This window comes from Salinivibrio socompensis S35, from assembly GCF_000513715.1.
Lineage (GTDB): Bacteria > Pseudomonadota > Gammaproteobacteria > Enterobacterales > Vibrionaceae > Salinivibrio > Salinivibrio socompensis.
Genome location: NZ_AQOD01000007.1, coordinates 1 through 17,669 on the forward strand (window position 1 = coordinate 1; position 17,669 = coordinate 17,669).

The 17,669-nt window shown below is 50.7% G+C and carries 10 protein-coding genes and 7 pseudogenes; 16 read left to right on the plus strand and 1 reads right to left on the minus strand.

All coding sequences use genetic code 11. The annotated features are described in order from the left end of the window. The 4 genes and pseudogenes from era to acpS all read left to right on the plus strand — a co-directional run. On the plus strand, window positions 1-493 hold a 493-nt coding region (gene era / locus DZ54_RS0100865; RefSeq protein WP_025672789.1), incomplete at its 5' end, for a GTPase Era. A gap of 40 nt (window positions 494-533) precedes the next feature. Next, window positions 534-1,229 carry a DNA repair protein RecO gene (gene recO / locus DZ54_RS17850; RefSeq protein ID WP_240473880.1) on the plus strand — a complete coding sequence of 232 codons (696 nt, stop codon included), beginning with the start codon at window positions 534-536 and terminating at the stop codon, window positions 1,227-1,229. Between the two features lie 2 nt (window positions 1,230-1,231). Continuing rightward, a pseudogene (gene pdxJ, locus DZ54_RS17855) lies at window positions 1,232-1,962 on the plus strand (pyridoxine 5'-phosphate synthase). Then, entirely contained in the window at window positions 1,963-2,343 is a 381-nt protein-coding gene (gene acpS, locus DZ54_RS0100880; RefSeq protein ID WP_025672790.1) for a holo-ACP synthase, read from the plus strand. On the opposite strand, the pseudogene barA reads toward acpS, so the two are convergent. Next, window positions 2,340-5,110, minus strand: a pseudogene (barA, locus tag DZ54_RS17860) (two-component sensor histidine kinase BarA). The gene acpS and the pseudogene barA sit on opposite strands and share 4 nt — an antisense overlap. Before the next feature lie 145 nt (window positions 5,111-5,255). On the opposite strand from barA, the pseudogene rlmD reads away from it, so the two are divergent. From rlmD to DZ54_RS0100955, 12 genes and pseudogenes are all read left to right on the plus strand, one after another. Further along, window positions 5,256-6,585: pseudogene (rlmD, locus tag DZ54_RS17865) on the plus strand (23S rRNA (uracil(1939)-C(5))-methyltransferase RlmD). Between the two features lie 68 nt (window positions 6,586-6,653). Next, window positions 6,654-8,871 (plus strand): annotated as a pseudogene (gene relA, locus DZ54_RS17870) (GTP diphosphokinase). A 49-nt stretch (window positions 8,872-8,920) separates the two neighbouring features. After that, window positions 8,921-9,716: pseudogene (gene mazG, locus DZ54_RS17875) on the plus strand (nucleoside triphosphate pyrophosphohydrolase). A 155-nt stretch (window positions 9,717-9,871) separates the two neighbouring features. Next, window positions 9,872-11,505 (plus strand): annotated as a pseudogene (locus tag DZ54_RS17880) (CTP synthase). Between the two features lie 75 nt (window positions 11,506-11,580). Next, window positions 11,581-12,879 (plus strand): annotated as a pseudogene (eno, locus tag DZ54_RS17885) (phosphopyruvate hydratase). Window positions 12,880-13,037: 158 nt separating this feature from the next. Then, window positions 13,038-13,316, plus strand: a complete 279-nt coding sequence (gene ftsB, locus DZ54_RS0100925) for a cell division protein FtsB (RefSeq protein ID WP_021022088.1) — start codon at window positions 13,038-13,040, stop codon at window positions 13,314-13,316. A 42-nt stretch (window positions 13,317-13,358) separates the two neighbouring features. Next, window positions 13,359-14,072 carry a 2-C-methyl-D-erythritol 4-phosphate cytidylyltransferase gene (gene ispD / locus DZ54_RS0100930; protein ID WP_025672793.1) on the plus strand — a complete coding sequence of 238 codons (714 nt, stop codon included), beginning with the start codon at window positions 13,359-13,361 and terminating at the stop codon, window positions 14,070-14,072. After that, window positions 14,069-14,551: a 2-C-methyl-D-erythritol 2,4-cyclodiphosphate synthase gene (gene ispF, locus DZ54_RS0100935; RefSeq protein WP_164831536.1), complete on the plus strand. Its 483-nt coding sequence runs from the start codon at window positions 14,069-14,071 to the stop codon at window positions 14,549-14,551. The genes ispD and ispF overlap by 4 nt, the downstream gene beginning before the upstream one ends. Beyond that, the gene (gene truD / locus DZ54_RS0100940) at window positions 14,548-15,582 is read left to right on the plus strand and encodes a tRNA pseudouridine(13) synthase TruD (RefSeq protein ID WP_025672795.1); all 1,035 of its coding nucleotides are present in this window, start codon (window positions 14,548-14,550) and stop codon (window positions 15,580-15,582) included. Before ispF ends, truD begins: the two co-directional genes overlap by 4 nt. After that, window positions 15,566-16,303 (plus strand): 5'/3'-nucleotidase SurE, encoded by a 738-nt coding sequence (gene surE, locus DZ54_RS0100945; protein WP_025672796.1) that lies wholly within the window; start codon window positions 15,566-15,568, stop codon window positions 16,301-16,303. Before truD ends, surE begins: the two co-directional genes overlap by 17 nt. 106 nt (window positions 16,304-16,409) lie before the next feature. Further along, window positions 16,410-17,030, plus strand: a complete 621-nt coding sequence (locus DZ54_RS0100950; RefSeq protein WP_025672797.1) for a protein-L-isoaspartate(D-aspartate) O-methyltransferase — start codon at window positions 16,410-16,412, stop codon at window positions 17,028-17,030. A gap of 111 nt (window positions 17,031-17,141) precedes the next feature. Next, a complete protein-coding gene (locus DZ54_RS0100955; RefSeq protein ID WP_240473881.1) occupies window positions 17,142-17,600 on the plus strand; it encodes a LysM peptidoglycan-binding domain-containing protein in 459 nt (152 codons plus the stop codon). Window positions 17,601-17,669: the final 69 nt, after the last annotated feature.

Below are 17,669 nucleotides of genomic sequence, written 5' to 3' on the forward strand. Positions count from 1 at the left end.
TACAACGCTGTCGGAGAAGATGCCGTTTGTCGACGTGATCCCTGTTTCAGCAAAAACCGGAACCAACATTGATGTAGTGGAGCAGCGTGTCCGTGATGCGTTGCCTGAGTCTGAATTCTACTTCCCTGAAGAATATGTGACTGACCGCTCTCAGCGTTTTATGGCCTCAGAAATTATCCGTGAAAAGCTGATGCGTTTTACCGGTGAAGAACTGCCTTATTCGGTAACCGTTGAAATTGAACGTTTTGACTACAACCCACAAACCGATGGGTTTCATATTAATGGTTTGATTTTAGTTGAACGTACTGGTCAGAAGAAAATGGTCATTGGTAAAGGCGGCGAAAAGATCAAACGGATTGGCCGAGAGGCGCGCTTAGACATGGAAGATCTGTTCGAGCGTAAGGTCTACCTTGAGCTTTGGGTCAAAGTGAAATCCGGCTGGGCTGATGACGAACGCGCCTTGCGCAGCTTGGGTTATATCGACGATCTCTAATTGGCCCGAACATCGGGGCCATGCACTCAGGAGAGGGTGAGTGGACGGCTTTCAACGTGGCTTTGTGCTGCATTCGCGCCTTATAGTGAATCGAGCCTACTCTTGGACGTGTTCTCTGAATACGAGGGGGCGTATTACGCTTCTCGCGAAAGGGGCACGTCGCCCCCGTTCGGCGACAAAAGGGGCGTTACAACCTTTTACTCCCTTACTGCTCAAGTGGGGCGGGCGTGGTGAACTACGTACACTGCGCAGTGCTGAGGCAACAGGCCTCGCGCTGCCTTTATCAGGCAACGCATTGTATTCTGGCTTTTATCTCAATGAGCTGGTTATGCGGGTGCTTGAGCCTCATATTCCTTACCCGGCGTTATTTTTCGATTATGTCACCGCATTGACCCAGCTTGCCCGCTATCACAACCCAGAGCCTGCATTGCGCTGCTTTGAGTTGTCGTTACTGGAAGCGCTCGGCTATGGTGTTGATTTTCTTCATTGTGCTGGTAGTGGCGACCCGATCAACGATAATATGACGTATCTATATCGAGAGCAGCAGGGCTTTGTCGCGTCGATCATGAAAAGCCAGCATCGGCAATTTACCGGGGCAGATCTGCGGGCCTTAGCGACACGACACTTTGAAACGGTGGCACAGCTGCGCGCTGCAAAGCGTTTTACACGCATGGCGCTCAAGCCTTATCTTGGCCCCAAGCCGCTCAAAAGCAGAGAATTGTTTAGAAGGAAATAATCATGGATAAAATTTACCTAGGTGTGAACATTGACCACGTCGCGACGGTGCGTAATGCGCGCGGTACCGCGTATCCGGATCGGTTCATGCTGCGGAATTGGCGGAGCGTGCCGGGGCGGCAGGGATCACTGTGCATCTTCGCGAAGATCGTCGCCACATTACTGATCGCGATGTTCGCTTACTCAAAGAAACGCTACAAACCCGTATGAACCTGGAAATGGCGGTGACCGATGAAATGGTTGAGATTGCGTTAGAGGTTCAACCTGAATTTGTTTGTCTGGTCCCAGAAAAACGTGAAGAGCTCACGACCGAAGGGGGCTTGGATGTGGCGGGACAGTTGGATAAAGTGAAAGCGGCGACCAAGAGGCTGACCGAGGCTGGGATCAAGGTGTCTCTTTTTATTGATGCGGATCGCAAGCAAATTGAAGCCGCTCACCAATGTGGTGCGCCCTTTATTGAACTGCATACGGGGCACTACGCAGATGCAACCAATGACAGCGATCGTCAAGCTGAGCTTAAAAAGATCTCCGCGGCGGCGAGCTCTGCTGTCGATCTGGGGATGAAAGTGAACGCGGGGCATGGCCTCACGTATCATAACGTCACACCGATTGCAGCGATGCCAGAAATGCACGAACTGAATATTGGTCATGCGATCATTGGTCGCGCGATGTTTGATGGCTTGCAAAAAGCGGTGGCGGACATGAAGGCCATTATGGAAGCGGCGCGTCGCTAAATGGCTATTGTTGGGATTGGCACAGACATTGTTGAGATTGCGCGTGTGGAAAAAGCCTTTGCACGCCAATCACGCTTTGCTGATCGGATTCTGACCGAAAGTGAGCAGGCCCAGATGGCAACCCTTCAGGCGCCCGGTCGTTACCTGGCCAAACGCTTTGCTGCTAAAGAAGCGGCGGCAAAAGCGTTGGGTACCGGAATAGCGAATGGCGTCACCTTTCACGATTTCACTATCACCAATCATGCTTCCGGTCAGCCCGCCTTAACGCTCTCTGGCCGCGCCGCCCAATTGGCACGCGAGCGTAGCGTTGAGCACTGTTGGTTGACCTTATCGGATGAAAAGGCCTACGCGGTCGCCTATGTTATCTTAGAAACCGGTTAACAGTCCTGCGCGTTGTCGAGATACTGCGGTGCCAACTGCTCAATGTGTGTAATTTCATCTTGGAGCTCTAACAGCTCAGGCTCGACGGCCGCGATGTCGGCCCCCGCTTTTAATTGGGTTTCCAACTCGTGACATAGACGTTTCAGTTGTGGCACGCCGCTATACGCACAGCTGCCGTGAAGCTTGTGAATGGCTTGCCATAAGCTATCGGTCTCCGACTCTCCCGCCAACGCACTGGCGACGACCTTTTTCACCGACGTAAACGAGGCGAGCAGCATATCTAGCATTTCTTTGGCGAGATCGGCCTTGCCCGCTGCTTGGTTGAGCGCCCGCTGCCAATCCAGATGGCGAGCATTGTGATCCTGGTTAACCGGGCTCGGCAGTGGCGCTGCCTGATGATGAGATACCGCTGTTTCATCCAAATGCAACCAACGACTCAGGGTGCTTTCTAACATTGCCTCTTCAATGGGTTTGGTGAGGTAATCGTCCATCCCCGCATCAAGGAGGCGCTCACGTTCACCAGGCATTGCATGCGCGGTTACCGCGACAATCGGCGTTTGCTGGTTGAGTCCGGCTTTGCGGATTTCCTGACTCGCCGTTACACCGTCCATTTCTGGCATTTGAATATCCATTAAAATGATATCAAACGCGTGTTGGTGTGCCAGTGACAGGGCTTTGGCTCCATCATGTGCGGTCACGACTTCCTCCACCCGTTCAGCCAATAATGCCGTGATCAGTTTCAAGTTTGCGGGGTTATCATCGACCGTCATCACGGTATATGGGGCTTTTTGTGTGGTACTCGGTTTAGGTAAAGGTAAAGGTGCCGGCTCTGGTGATCCCAGTAGCGTTTCTAAGAGTTTGCGCTGCGGAATGGGCTTGGCGATACACGCACGAACGCCTGCTTTCAAAAGGTGTTCGGACGCTTCTAACTCAGTGGTGGGTAAGCAGACAACGACTGACTGTGCATGATGCTCACAGACACTGACCGCGGCTTGCATCTCACTCAATGCGGGCATGCTACCGGCATCAAAACAAAGCAGTGCAAAGTGATACCTGTGGTCAGTGAGCACGTGGGTGCCGGATGCGGTATCAACGTTAAGGCCCACTTGGCTCAGGCGCTTGCGCAAAATCTCTCTGGTACGCGCATTGGGTTCCACGATCAGAATATCGCGCCCGACTAAAGGCTCAATATCGAGTGGCTGCGACACCGGTAAATCGGTTTGTGTTAGCTGTAAGGTAAACCAGAATGATGAGCCTTGGTGAAGGCGGCTGGTAAAGCCAATATCGCCGCCCATTTGTTGGACTAATTTTTGCGTGATCACAAGCCCGAGCCCGGTACCGCCATAACGGCGTGAGATACTGGCGTCGGCTTGTCTAAACGCTTGGAACAGCTGCGCTTGTTGACGTTCAGAGATGCCAATGCCGGTGTCTTTGACCATCAATTGGAGTTCGACGGTTTCATCGTGCAGCTGTTTAAGATCGATACTGACATCAATATTGCCCCGTTCGGTAAATTTTGCGGCGTTACCAATCAGGTTGATCAACACTTGTTGAATGCGCAGCGGATCGCCCACAGCACCGGCCGGAATCCGCGCATCGGTGCGTAGGGTGAGCTCTAGCCCTTTCTCGTGCGCCATCGGCGCGAGCAGACGCATGACTTCGTCGAGCATGTCTTGCACGTCAAATGGAATGTTCTCTAACAGCAGCTTACCCGCTTCCAGTTTTGAGAAATCTAGGATGTCATTGATGATGGTTAGCAGATTATTGGCGGATTTTTCAATGGTGAGAAGGTAATCTCGCTGACTACTACTGAGCTCGGTTTTTAGCATTTGGCGCGTAAAGCCAATCACCCCGTTGAGCGGCGTGCGCAGCTCATGTGACATATTGGCGAGGAACTCAGATTTAACCCGTGCGGCTTCCTGAGCATTTTTCTTGGCGATATCTAATTCGACATTTTGGATCTCGAGCTGCTCTAGGGTTTCGCGCAGATCACTGGTCGCCTGATCAATGCTTTGTTGCATTTCTAAATGGTATTCGGACAATGAGATCGCCATCGCATTGATGCCGTTTTTTAAGGTATCAAGCTCACCGAGCAGCTCGCCTTCAATCCGCACGTCGAGATGGCCTCGCCGAATTCTATCGACTAAAGTCACCATGTTGCCCAAATGTTGGGTGAGTCACGATCAGGCAATGAGACGATAGCGAAAAAGCAGGAGAGAATCCCGCCTAGCGCAACCATCACCAGCGCCGTGATCATTTCCTGGTACTGTTTTAACCGTACCGAGCTAAGATCTAACTCCATCGCAATATACCCCAAGGGGCGCTCGACATTGAGCCCTGGGGTAAAGCGTCCAATTTCTAAAATCGGCGCGCGTAGAATCAAGGTATCCTGCTGCTGGCTCACTTGTAATTGCGTAGGGATAGGCTGGCCGCTATCGACCGAGAGCATGGCGAGGTTACGATGGTAGTTGGAGGTCACAAAAAGCTCATTGCGACGATCGAAAACAGCAATGCTGCGCACAAACTGAGAATGCTGACGGTGGGCAAAGCCGATGAGCCGCCGCACATTTTCACGACTATCATTTTTCAACCCCACTTCGCTTGCAATGGCGAGTGGTTCTATAATCGCTGAGCCGGTAACGGTGAGTTGCTGCTCAAGGTCTTGATAGCGGGTGCTGGTAAAAAACGCACTGAGTAACAGTCCAACAATAAGTGTCGGTGCAATAGTGAGTACAGAGACACGAGTGCGGAGGCCATATTTGGTCATGCTAGATAAACTATGGGAAAATAATCACGACATTTAGCGCCAGTGTACATGATTCAATCACAAAATAGTCAGCGAACTATCACAACTCCCACTGGCAGGATCTCTTGACTGGCTTGGTAACAAGCTTTAAACACTGGAATACAAAATGGCGCGCTTTTTTAAGCCCGAAAAAAACAAAAAAATTGAGCAAAAGCATCAGCTGATAACCATCAAACGCTTGGATCACCATGGCGATGGCGTGGGCTTTTTGCAGAAAAAGCCGGTATTTGTCCCAGGTGCCTTACCGGGGGAGCACGCTTGGTACAGCTGACCGAGCAAAAGCGGCAATATGCGCGTGGCCAGTTAATCAAACTCGACAGCCACGCAACACAACGTGTTGAGCCAGGGTGTCCGGTTTATCAGCAATGCGGCGGTTGTAGCTTCAGCCAACTAAGCATGAAGGGCAGATTGCGCATAAGCAGCAAACACTGAATGAGCTCATACAAAAATTCGCTGGAGGAGAGCCGACACTATCGGCCTCTATTATCGATACGCCATGGCAGTATCGGCGTCGTGCACGCATCAGCCTGCACGTCGATAAAAAGGGCGCATTGGCGATGGGGTTTCGCGCCCGTCAGCGCAGTGCGATTATCAATGTCACCCATTGTCCAGTGCTTAATGAACCACTGAATACGTTGCTTGCGCGCTTGCGCCCGTGTCTCGATGGCTTACGCGGCCGACGCATTTTGGGCCATCTTGATCTGATTGATGCCGATAACACCGCGGTGGTGTCATTGCGTACCATGAAGGTGTTGCACAATGATGACCGTCAAGCGCTGCGTGAATGGGCGGACACCCAAGACTGTACCCTTTACTTACATCAAGGGGATGCTGCGCCCGAACGCCTTATTGGCGTCGCGCCTCACTACCTGGTGGCCGGATGTCGGCTAGCGTTTGAACCGAATGATTTTATTCAGGTCAATCCTGCTGTCAATCAGGACATGGTGTCACAGGCGCTGGATTGGTTAGCGCTGGAGAAAGACGATCGAATCTTGGATTCTGTTTTGTGGATTGGGTAATTTTAGTGTCCCGGTCGCCAAACAGGTCAGCCAAGTTGTCGGTGTAGAAGGCGTGCAAGCTATGGTGAATCAGGCGGCAGATAACGCGCAGTTAAACGGTTGTGATAACACACACTTTTATCAGGCAGATCTAAATAGTGATACGTTGGAGGGGGATTGGACCCACTGCGATTTTACCAAAATATTACTTGATCCGGCACGTGCAGGGGCTGCGGGTGTTATAGACTTTGTGGCACAATCTAATGCTTCACATGTTGTTTATGTGTCCTGTAATCCAGCCACGTTAGCGCGGGATGCCCGTGTGATGCTCGATAATGGCTATGCATTGGTCAAATTAGGGATGCTGGATATGTTTCCACAAACAGGCACATGGAATCGATGGCCTTGTTTAAGCCGGTGACGAGTAAGCGGGCATAGGCGCTTAGTGGCTTGTCGTGATGGACATGCCTCTCTTGTCAGTACGAGAGTTAAGGATAGGAACAGTTATGGTTGCGGTACGAGAAGCCCACCTACACGAAGACGAAGCATTTGAGCTTAACACCTGGGTTAAGCGACTCGGGCAAGACGCATCGACGACACAAGCCTTGCTAGACGGCTACCAATATTGTAGAACACTGAGTGAAGATGAATCCGCACTCAGCCAGCCTTTGTGGCGAGGCCGAGAGATGATCGAAATCCTCGTCACCTTAAGCATGGATGCCGACACCTTGTTGGCCGCCTTATTATTCCCTGTGGTCGACGCGAAACTTGTTAGCCTAGATACACTCGCGGACGACTACTCGATGTCGATCGTCAACCTTATCCGTGGTGTGCAGCAAACAGCGGCTATTCGGCATTTAAACACCCAAGCCGACAATGAAGCCACCTCGTCACAAGTCGATAATGTTCGCCGCATGTTGCTTTCTATGGTGGAAGACTTCCGCTGCGTGGTCATTAAACTGGCTGAGCGTATTTGCCATTTACGTGAAGTGAAGGATGCGCCCGAAGCGGTGCGTCAACAAGCCGCGAAAGAGAGTGCGAATATCTACGCGCCTTTAGCTAACCGGTTAGGGATCGGTCAGTTAAAGTGGGAGATCGAAGATTACGCGTTTCGTTATCAACACGCACAAACCTATAAGCAAATTGCCAAGCAGTTGGCTGAGCGACGCATTGATCGTGAAAACTATATCAGTGCCTTTGTCGAAGGCTTACAACAGGCGATGGAAGTGTCTAATATCAATGCGAAAGTATACGGACGTCCGAAGCATATTTACAGTATCTGGCGCAAGATGCAGAAGAAAAATCTAGAATTTGATGAGTTGTTTGACGTGCGTGCAGTGCGCATCATTGCCGATCAATTACAGGATTGCTATGCCGCATTAGGGGCGGTTCATACCCAGTACCGTCACCTGCCTAAAGAGTTTGATGATTACGTCGCTAACCCTAAGCCAAATGGTTATCAGTCCATTCACACCGTGGTGTTGGGGCCAGAAGGCAAGCCGGTTGAAATTCAAATCCGCACCAAACAAATGCACGATGACGCGGAGCTAGGTGTGGCGGCGCATTGGAAATACAAAGAAGGCTCAGCCAGCGGTCGCAGTGGGTATAGACGAAAAAATTACCTGGCTGCGTAAGTTATTAGCTTGGCAAGAAGAAATGTCTGACTCGGGCGAGATGCTCGATGAATTGCGTAGCCAAGTTTTCGACGACCGGGTTTATGCTTTTACTCCACGCGGCGATGTCGTTGACTTACCCAGCGGTGCGACGCCGCTTGATTTTGCTTACCACATTCATTCAGAAGTGGGTCACCGTTGTATTGGTGCCAAAGTTGAGGGGCGGATTGTTCCCTTTACCTATCACCTACAAATGGGAGATCAAGTTGAAATTATCACGCAAAAAGAGCCTAATCCTTCACGAGATTGGCTTAACCCCAGTCATGGATTTGTTAATTCAAGCCGCGCACGTGCCAAGATAAATGCCTGGTTCCGTAAACAAGACAAAGACAAGAACATTGCGGCCGGTAAGGAGATCTTAGACACTGAGTTGCAAAAAATCGGGGGCACCAGTAAAGATGCTAGTCTGGCGTTAAAACGCTTTAACGTCAATACGTTGGATGAGATTTATGCCGGAGTCGGTAGTGGAGACTTACGTATTAATCAAGTCGTTAATCATATTAATGGCCTGATTAATAAACCGAGCCTGGAAGAAGAAGAGCAGCAGTTGTTGGAAAAGCTGCAGCAGAGCGAACAAAAGCCAAATACAGGCAAAGCCCACCGCGATGCGGTGGTTGTCGAAGGGGTCGATAACCTGATGACGCACCTCGCGCGCTGTTGCCAACCGTTACCGGGCGATGAAATTAAAGGCTTTGTCACCCAAGGGCGTGGCATTTCTGTCCATCGCGCGGACTGTGAACAACTCAACGAACTGAGCCATCACGCGCCAGAGCGGATCATTGCGACGGTATGGGGGAAAGGCCATATTGGTCAATACCATGTACGCATTCGCCTTTCTGCTAACGAGCGAACAGGGTTGGTCAAGGATATCAACACGGTGTTGAGTAACGAGAAAGCGCGTGTAGCTGGGATGCAAAGCCGGGTTGATTATAAAAAGCAAATGTCGATCATGGATTTTGATCTTGAAATCTCCGACTTGGATACCTTAAGCCGCGTTGTGAACCGGCTTGAGCAAGTCAAAGACGTGGTTGAAGCAAAACGTCTCCGCTAATGCACTCGCCCTGTTTCGACAGGGCGTTTTTTCATGAAGGAACCTTCCTATGACGTCAATTGACGACTTACTGACGATAATGGCGACCTTACGCGATCCCAATCACGGCTGTGACTGGGACAAGGCACAAACCTTTGCTTCTATCGTGCCTCATACTTTGGAAGAAGCGTACGAAGTGGCTGACGCCATTGAGCGTGAGCACTGGTCGGATCTAAAAGATGAGTTAGGCGATCTCCTTTTTCAAATTGTGTTCTACAGTCAATTGGGGCGGGAACAAAATCGATTTGATTTTGATTGATGTCGTCAATGCGGTTTGCGATAAGCTCACCCGTCGTCATCCTCATGTGTTTGGCCCCAAAGACGCGGACGGTAAGCCGTTGACTACGCCAGATTGGGAAGGTATCAAGGCGCAAGAGCGCGCAGAAAAAATGCCGTCAACCCAATCCAGCAGTGTATTAGATGGCGTGACTCAGGGACTTCCCGCGTTAACCCGCGCCCATAAACTACAAAAACGGTGTGCACGGGTCGGATTTGATTGGTCAACCGTGGCACCGGTGATCGACAAGGTGCGCGAAGAGCTGGAAGAAGTCGAACACGAATTGGCACAGACGCATGTTGACGCAACCCGTGTGGAAGAAGAAATTGGCGATCTTTTGTTTGCCGTCGTTAATGTCGCACGTCACTTAGGCACTGATGCGGAGCAAGCGTTACGTGTGGCCAATCAAAAATTTGAACGTCGCTTTCGTGGCGTTGAAAGTCACTTACGTAATAATGGAAAAAATATTCAAAAATATCAGCTAGATGAACTAGAATCGGCGTGGCAAGCGGTAAAAAAAGACGAGTAAGGCGATATCCTGTTATTGGCATAATTGATTTGTGACAATTAAAAACACCAGGGTGTGTGGTAGCTTTCACATTGTGGGAGTCAGTGGGGTCTGGTATCATATTGTCCCGTCCAGAACTCCATTAATTTCCTCTAAATCCAACTCTCAGGTTTAGCATGACGACGAACTACATTTTTGTTACGGGCGGTGTTGTATCCTCCTCGGTAAGGGTATTGCTGCAGCCTCATTAGCAGCCATTCTTGAAGCGCGTGGCCTTAACGTCACCATCATGAAACTCGACCCTTATATTAACGTGGATCCAGGGACAATGAGCCCTACCCAGCACGGGGAAGTATTCGTCACGGAAGACGGCGCAGAGACCGACCTTGATCTCGGTCACTACGAGCGCTTCATTCGCACCAAAATGACCAAGCGTAATAACTTTACCTCGGGCCGTGTATATGCGGATGTACTGCGTAAAGAGCGCCGTGGAGACTACCTGGGGGCGACCATTCAGGTGATCCCGCATATTACCAACTCGATCAAAGATCGCATCGTCGCAGGCGGTGAAGGTCACGATATTGTAATCGTAGAAATCGGTGGTACGGTCGGTGATATTGAATCATTACCATTTTTAGAAGCCATTCGTCAGTTGACGGTGGATGTAGGTCGTGAGCACACCATGTTCATGCACCTGACATTAGTGCCTTATTTGGCCGCTGCGGGTGAAGTGAAAACCAAGCCAACGCAGCATTCCGTAAAAGAGCTACTGTCGATTGGTATCCAGCCAGATGTTTTGGTGTGTCGTAGCGAGCGAACGATCCCGGCGAACGAGCGCGCTAAGATTGCACTGTTCTGTAACGTGCCGGGAAAAGCCGTGATTACCATGAAAGACGTAGACTCCATCTATAAGATACCCTCGATTATTCGTTCACAAGGGTTGGATGACTTGGTATGCCACCGTTTTGGTATTGAAGCCGCGGACGCTGATTTGTCAGAGTGGGAGCAAGTGAGCTACGAAGACGCCAACCCAATGGGCGAAGTCACCATTGGTATGGTCGGTAAATACATCGAGTTGCCGGATGCGTATAAGTCCGTCAATGAAGCATTAAAACACGGTGGGTTGAAAAACCGTCTGACCGTCAACATTAAATACGTGGACTCTCAGGATCTTGAAACCCGCGGCACTGAAATGCTGCAGGATTTGGATGCGATTCTTGTCCCCGGTGGATTTGGTGATCGAGGGATTGAAGGTAAGATCATAGCGGCACAATATGCACGCGAAAACAAATTGCCTTATCTTGGTATTTGTCTTGGCATGCAGGTGGCACTGATTGAATACGCACGAAATGTTGCGGGGATGGAAGGCGCGAACTCAACCGAATTTAACCAAGAAAGTCCGTATCCCGTCGTTGGCCTGATCACTGAATGGGTTGATGAAGAAGGGAAAGTGGAAGAGCGCAGCGAGACCTCGGATCTTGGCGGCACCATGCGTCTAGGTGCGCAGCTTTGCCACTTAGCCGAAGGGTCGAAAGCGCATCAGCTCTATGGCAATAGCCAAATCCATGAGCGCCATCGCCACCGTTATGAAGTGAATAACCTGCTACTTCCTAAAATCGAAAAAGCAGGGCTAGCCGTCTCGGGTCTTTCCGCCGATAAAAAGCTGGTGGAGATTATTGAAAACCCAGCACATCCTTGGTTTGTGGCATGTCAGTTCCACCCAGAGTTCACATCAACGCCACGTGATGGCCACCCACTGTTTGCTGGGTTTGTTGCTGCGGCAGGCAAAAAACAGCGCGGTGAACTATAAACGATATTCGAGCGGTGGTCCTGAGGGCGGCCGCTTTTTACTTTTTAAAAACAATGACAGACGAGAGGAATCACAATGTCTAAGATCGTTAAAATTCTAGGTCGTGAAATTATTGATTCACGCGGTAATCCTACCGTTGAAGCGGAAGTTCACCTAGAAGGTGGTTTCGTCGGTATGGCGGCGGCACCCTCTGGTGCTTCTACCGGTTCTCGCGAAGCGCTAGAACTGCGTGATGGTGATAAGTCACGTTTCATGGGTAAAGGCGTACTGAAAGCTATTGAAGCCGTGAATGGCCCAATCGCAGAAGCACTGCTGGGCAAAGATGCCAAAGCGCAAGCAGATATCGACCAAGTAATGATCGATCTCGACGGTACAGAGAACAAGTCTCAGTTTGGTGCCAACGCGATCCTAGCGGTGTCTTTGGCAAACGCAAAAGCAGCGGCAGCGGCGAAAGGCATGCCTTTGTTCGAGCACATTGCTGAGCTTAACGGCACTGCGGTCAGTTCTCTATGCCATTACCGATGATGAATATTTTAAACGGTGGTGAGCACGCGGATAACAATGTTGATATCCAAGAGTTCATGATCCAGCCAGTGGGTGCTAAAACGCTGAAAGAAGCGCTACGCATTGGTGCGGAAGTGTTCCACAACCTAGCAAAAGTGCTGAAAGCCAAAGGCCTAAGCACGGCGTGTGGGTGATGAAGGGGGTTTTGCGCCTAACCTAGAGTCAAACGCAGCAGCCCTCGCCGCGATTAAAGAAGCGGTTGAGCAAGCAGGCTACGAGCTGGGTAAAGACATTACCCTAGCGATGGACTGTGCTGCGTCTGAGTTCTATGACAAGGAGCAAGGCATCTACAACATGAAAGGTGAAGGTAAGACCTTCTCTTCAGAAGAGTTTAACCACTATCTGGCTAAACTGGCTGAAGATTACCCAATCGTGTCTATCGAAGATGGCCTTGACGAATCTGACTGGGACGGCTTTAAACACCAAACAGAACTGCTGGGCGACAAACTCCAGCTGGTTGGTGATGACCTGTTCGTTACCAACACCAAGATCCTCCAAGAAGGTATCGACAAAGGTGTGGCGAACTCTATCTTGATCAAATTCAACCAGATCGGTTCTTTGACTGAAACACTGGCTGCTATCAAGATGGCGAAAGACGCCGGTTACACCGCTGTTATCTCTCACCGTTCAGGCGAAACGGAAGACGCGACCATCGCTGACTTGGCGGTTGGTACGGCAGCAGGTCAAATCAAAACGGGTTCGATGAGCCGTTCTGACCGTGTTGCTAAGTACAACCAGCTTATCCGTATCGAAGATGCGCTGGGTGAAAAAGCACCGTTCAATGGTCTAAAAGAAGTGAAAGGCCAATAATCGGCACTTAAACACTTTGATTGGAAAAGCCGCGCCGTTTAACGGGGCGGCTTTTTTCGTTTAGGAAAACCATGACACCAGCGACCTGATCCGCTAGCCTATGCAGTTATAATATCATGGTGTGAATACGTCGAGCCGATGTTGGAAGGAGTACAGGTATGAGGCTGCTATCGGTTGCGCTATTTCTCACGCTTGTTTGGCTACAATACGATTTATGGTTAGGCAAAAATGGCGTGACAGATTACTGGCAAATTGAAGCCAATGTCGCCGTGCAGCAACAAGCCAATCAAAAACTCGTGACGCGTAATCAACAAATGTACGCAGAGATTGCGGATTTAAAACGCGGTCAAGAAGCGATTGAAGAGCGAGCACGTAATGAGCTTGGCATGATCAAACCCGACGAGACATTTTTCCGATTGGTCGATACAAGACAATAACCAATGACCGCCTGCAGGCGGTTCCAACAAAGAAGATAACTTGTGGTCGAACAAACCTCTTTGCAGCCTGGCGCTTTGCGGTCCGGTATAAGCGCCGTGGTGCCTGCCGCCGGCGTAGGACGTCGAATGCAGGCTGACTGTCCCAAACAATACCTCTCTTTAGCAGGCAAAACCCTGATTCAGCATACCGTTGAGCGTTTGCTGACGCACCCTGCGATTAGTACGGTAGTCGTCGTCATTAGCGCCGACGACAGTTACTTTGCGCAAACCGGTCTCAGCGTCCATGACGACGTTCAGGTAGTGACCGGCGGGCCCACTCGCGCGACCTCGGTACAAGCCGGGCTGGCGGCGGTGACAACCCAATGGGTCATGGTGCATGATGCGGCACGACCGTGTGTAACGCATTCAGACATTGATGCACTGATCGAGCGCGCGCAATCTCATCAAGATGGTGCTTTGTTAGCGGCGCCGGTGAGAGACACTATGAAGCGCGCCAATGTCCATGGGCAAGTGGCGCATACTGTTGAACGCGAAGCGCTTTGGCATGCTCTGACCCCACAAATGTTTTTAACGCAAACACTGAAACGCGCACTGGAAGAGGCAGGCGATCAGGTCACCGACGAAGCCTCCGCGATTGAAGCGAGCGGTGGACATCCGATTCTGGTGCCTGCGAGTGCCAGCAATATTAAGGTCACTCACCCAGAGGATCAGTGGCTCGCGGCGTTTTACCTTTCACAACAAAAAGGCCAATTATGATGCGAATTGGACACGGCTTTGACGTGCATAAATTTGGGGGCGATGGCCCTGTCATTATCGGGGGGGTGCCAGTACCTTATGAGCAAGGTCTTGTCGCACATTCAGACGGTGATGTTGCCCTCCATGCGCTCTGCGATGCGTTATTGGGGGCGATTGCCGCCGGCGATATTGGCCAGCATTATCCAGATACCAGTGATGAGTGGGCAGGCGCCGATAGCCGGATGTTGCTGCGTGATGTTTATACTAAGGTACGTGCCAAGGGCTATCTGCTCGGCAATGCAGATATCACGATTATTGCCCAAGCGCCTAAAATGGGTCCGCATATTCAAGCGATGCGCGCGGCGATCGCCAAGGATTTGTGCGTGGAGATTGAGGCGGTCAACGTCAAAGCGACAACCTCAGAACGCCTTGGTTTTACTGGCCGCAAAGAAGGCATCGCATGTGAAGCGGTTGTCCTACTGAATAAAGAGGCTCTATGACAGACTTACTGGCACCTTTAGCTTACTTACATGGTCAGCCGACACAGTCAGGGACCTTAAAAGCATCTCCAGACGATTTTATTGTCTCAGAATCCCTCGGTTTTACCCCATCTGGTCAAGGCGAACACTTTTTAGTCCGAATTAAAAAGCGGGGTGAAAACACCCAATACGTCGCTAACGAGCTGGCTAAAGCGTGTGGGGTAAGCTCACGCCAAGTCAGCTGGGCGGGTCTAAAAGACAGGCATGCGGTGACAGAGCAGTGGTTTAGTGTTCATCTTCCCGGCAAGGCCGATCCGGACTTACAGGCTTTTATCGAGACCCATCCTGGGGTTATCAGTATTGAGGGTACCGCGCGTCATCAGCACAAACTGCGCCCGGGCGATTTAATCGGTAATCAATTTACCCTTTGTATTCGTCAATTGACCGACCCACAAGCACTGCTCCCTCGCCTTGAAGCTATCACGAAAGAAGGCGTCCCCAATTATTTTGGCGCTCAGCGATTTGGTCGCGAGGGCAATAACGTCGAAATAGCCCGTGCTTGGGGGCGTGGAGAGCGTAAAGTCCGGGATAAGAGTAAACGCAGCTTTTATCTCTCAGCGGCTCGTTCTTTATTGTTTAACCAAGTGGTGTCAGCCCGATTAAACGCCAGTTTGTTTGACCAAACATTGGTGGGTGACTTATGTCTGGATACACAAAACCAGATGTTTACGGCCGAGCAGGCAGGTCTTCAACAGCCAAATATTACCGCGCCAATGACGGGCGATAATGCGTTACCGACCACCGCTGACGCTGAGCAGTTTGAGCTAAATGTGGTGGAACAAGAGCCCGATTTATTGGCGGTGATCCGCGATAATCGCATGCGTCACGACCGTCGCTTGATGCGTTTACTGCCTCAATCTATGGCGTGGACGCACGAAGCTGATACCTTGACCGTGAGTTTCTTTTTACCGGCGGGGGCTTTTGCGACGGCGGTGATGCGAGAAGTCGTGATCGCAAATGAACAAGGAGAGCGCGATGCGCATATTGATTAGTAACGACGACGGTTATCATGCTCAAGGGATCCAAACATTGACCGACACGTTATCGACCATCGCTGATGTGGTGGTCGCTGCGCCTGACCGTAATTGTTCTGGGGCTTCGAACTCGTTAACGTTGGAAAACCCATTACGGGTGCGTGAGCTGGGCCCCCAACGGTATGCGGTTCAAGGCACGCCAACGGATTCGGTCCATCTGGCACTGCGAGAGCTGCTGCCGTGGGAGCCAGATTTTGTGATTACGGGGATCAATCATGGCGCGAATTTGGGTGATGATGTGCTTTACTCGGGGACGGTGGCTGCTGCGACAGAAGGATTTTTCCTTGGAGCGCCTGCCATTGCCGTCTCGCTTTGTGGCCATCAGCACTTTGAAACTGCAGCGCATGTGGTGAAACAATTCTTAGCCAAGAATCAGCGCCATGCGGCACCGAGTCACCGTTTGATCAATATTAATGTGCCGGATGTGCCCGTTGATAGTCTTGCAGGTTGGAAAGTGACCCGTCTTGGCGCCCGCCACCATGCAGAAGACGTGATAAAACAAGGCGATCCGCGTGGTAAACCGATATACTGGATCGGTGCGCCGGGGAAAACCCAAGACGCAGGGCCGGGAACCGATTTCCATGCGATTGCTGATCAGTTTGTGTCTATTACGCCGCTGCAAGTGGATTTAACCGCCCATGATACGCTAGGTATGTTTTCTCAATGGCTGACAGAATAGCCCGCTAGCGCACCATATTGGGGGACTAGCGCACCATATTGGGGGAGCCGCAATGAGGCGGCTGCCTTATCTATCGATTCAAACTCAGTGATAAAGGAAGCCGACGTTGAGTCAAGCGCAATCACTTATTCAATTTTTGCAACAACAAGGTGTGACGAACACTGATGTTTTAGATGCCATGCAGGCCGTGCCTAGACACTTATTTGTCTCTGAAGCCATGACCCACCAAGCCTACGGGAACAATGCGTTACCGATTGGTTGGGGACAAACTATTTCACAACCTTATATTGTGGCTAAGATGACATCGTTACTCAATTTGCAACGTGATAGTCGCATTTTGGAAATTGGCACGGGGTCCGGTTATCAAACTGCGATCCTCGCTAACCTAGTCGATCATGTTTATTCTGTCGAGCGGATCAAACAATTACAAATGCTGGCGAAGCGACGTCTTAAACAGCTGGATATTTATAATGTTTCCACCAAGCATGGCGATGGATGGCAAGGTTGGCCGACGAAAGGGCCGTACGATGCCATTATGGTGACAGCCGCCGCGGCCAACATCCCCGAGGCTTTGTGTGAACAGCTCAACGACGGCGGTGTGATGTTGATCCCCATTGGTGATGCCGATCAAACGCTGATGAAAGTCACACGTGAGGGAACAAAGTTCCACACCGAGACGGTTGAATCGGTTAAATTTGTTCCCCTTGTTGCGGGTGAACTGGCATAAACTGTCTTAGCGATGGAGCTGTGTTTAAAAATAGATGAAAATCGCGTTTTTTCTGTCACTATTAGTTGTTCTATCTGGTTGTTCCTGGCGAGGACGGCGCCGGTATCCAGTGTGACGCCCGATTATACCAGCGTAGATAGAGGCAGCTATCGCGGTAGCTATTATGAAGTGAAAAAAGGCGACACGCTTTACTACATCGCTTACATCACGGATCGCGATATTGACGACATCATCGAGCATAATAATTTACAGCCTCCTTATACCATTTATCCCGGGCAGACACTGGCATTGTGGAAGCCCGCTTATCAGCGTCCCGATGTGGCTAAATCGCCCTCTAAGGACCAATCCTCCTCATCTTCTTCTGCAGCTGTGGCCGTCGCCAATGGCGCTTCTGTGGCTGCTGCCACAAAAGCCACTGCAAATACTTCGCCGGCAGCAGCATCTTCTAGAAAAGACACCGATTCTGGCAAATTCGAGGGGAAAAAGAAGTCAAAAACCGCGACTCAACACACAAAAGACGTTGAATCAGACCCTTCAGCGGGGTACAGTCAAGGTAAAAGAAAAAAGTAAACAAGACATGTTAACAAGCGGAACCGAACTCGCCCCGAATAGAGGACCGGAAGATCTGACCAAGGCCTA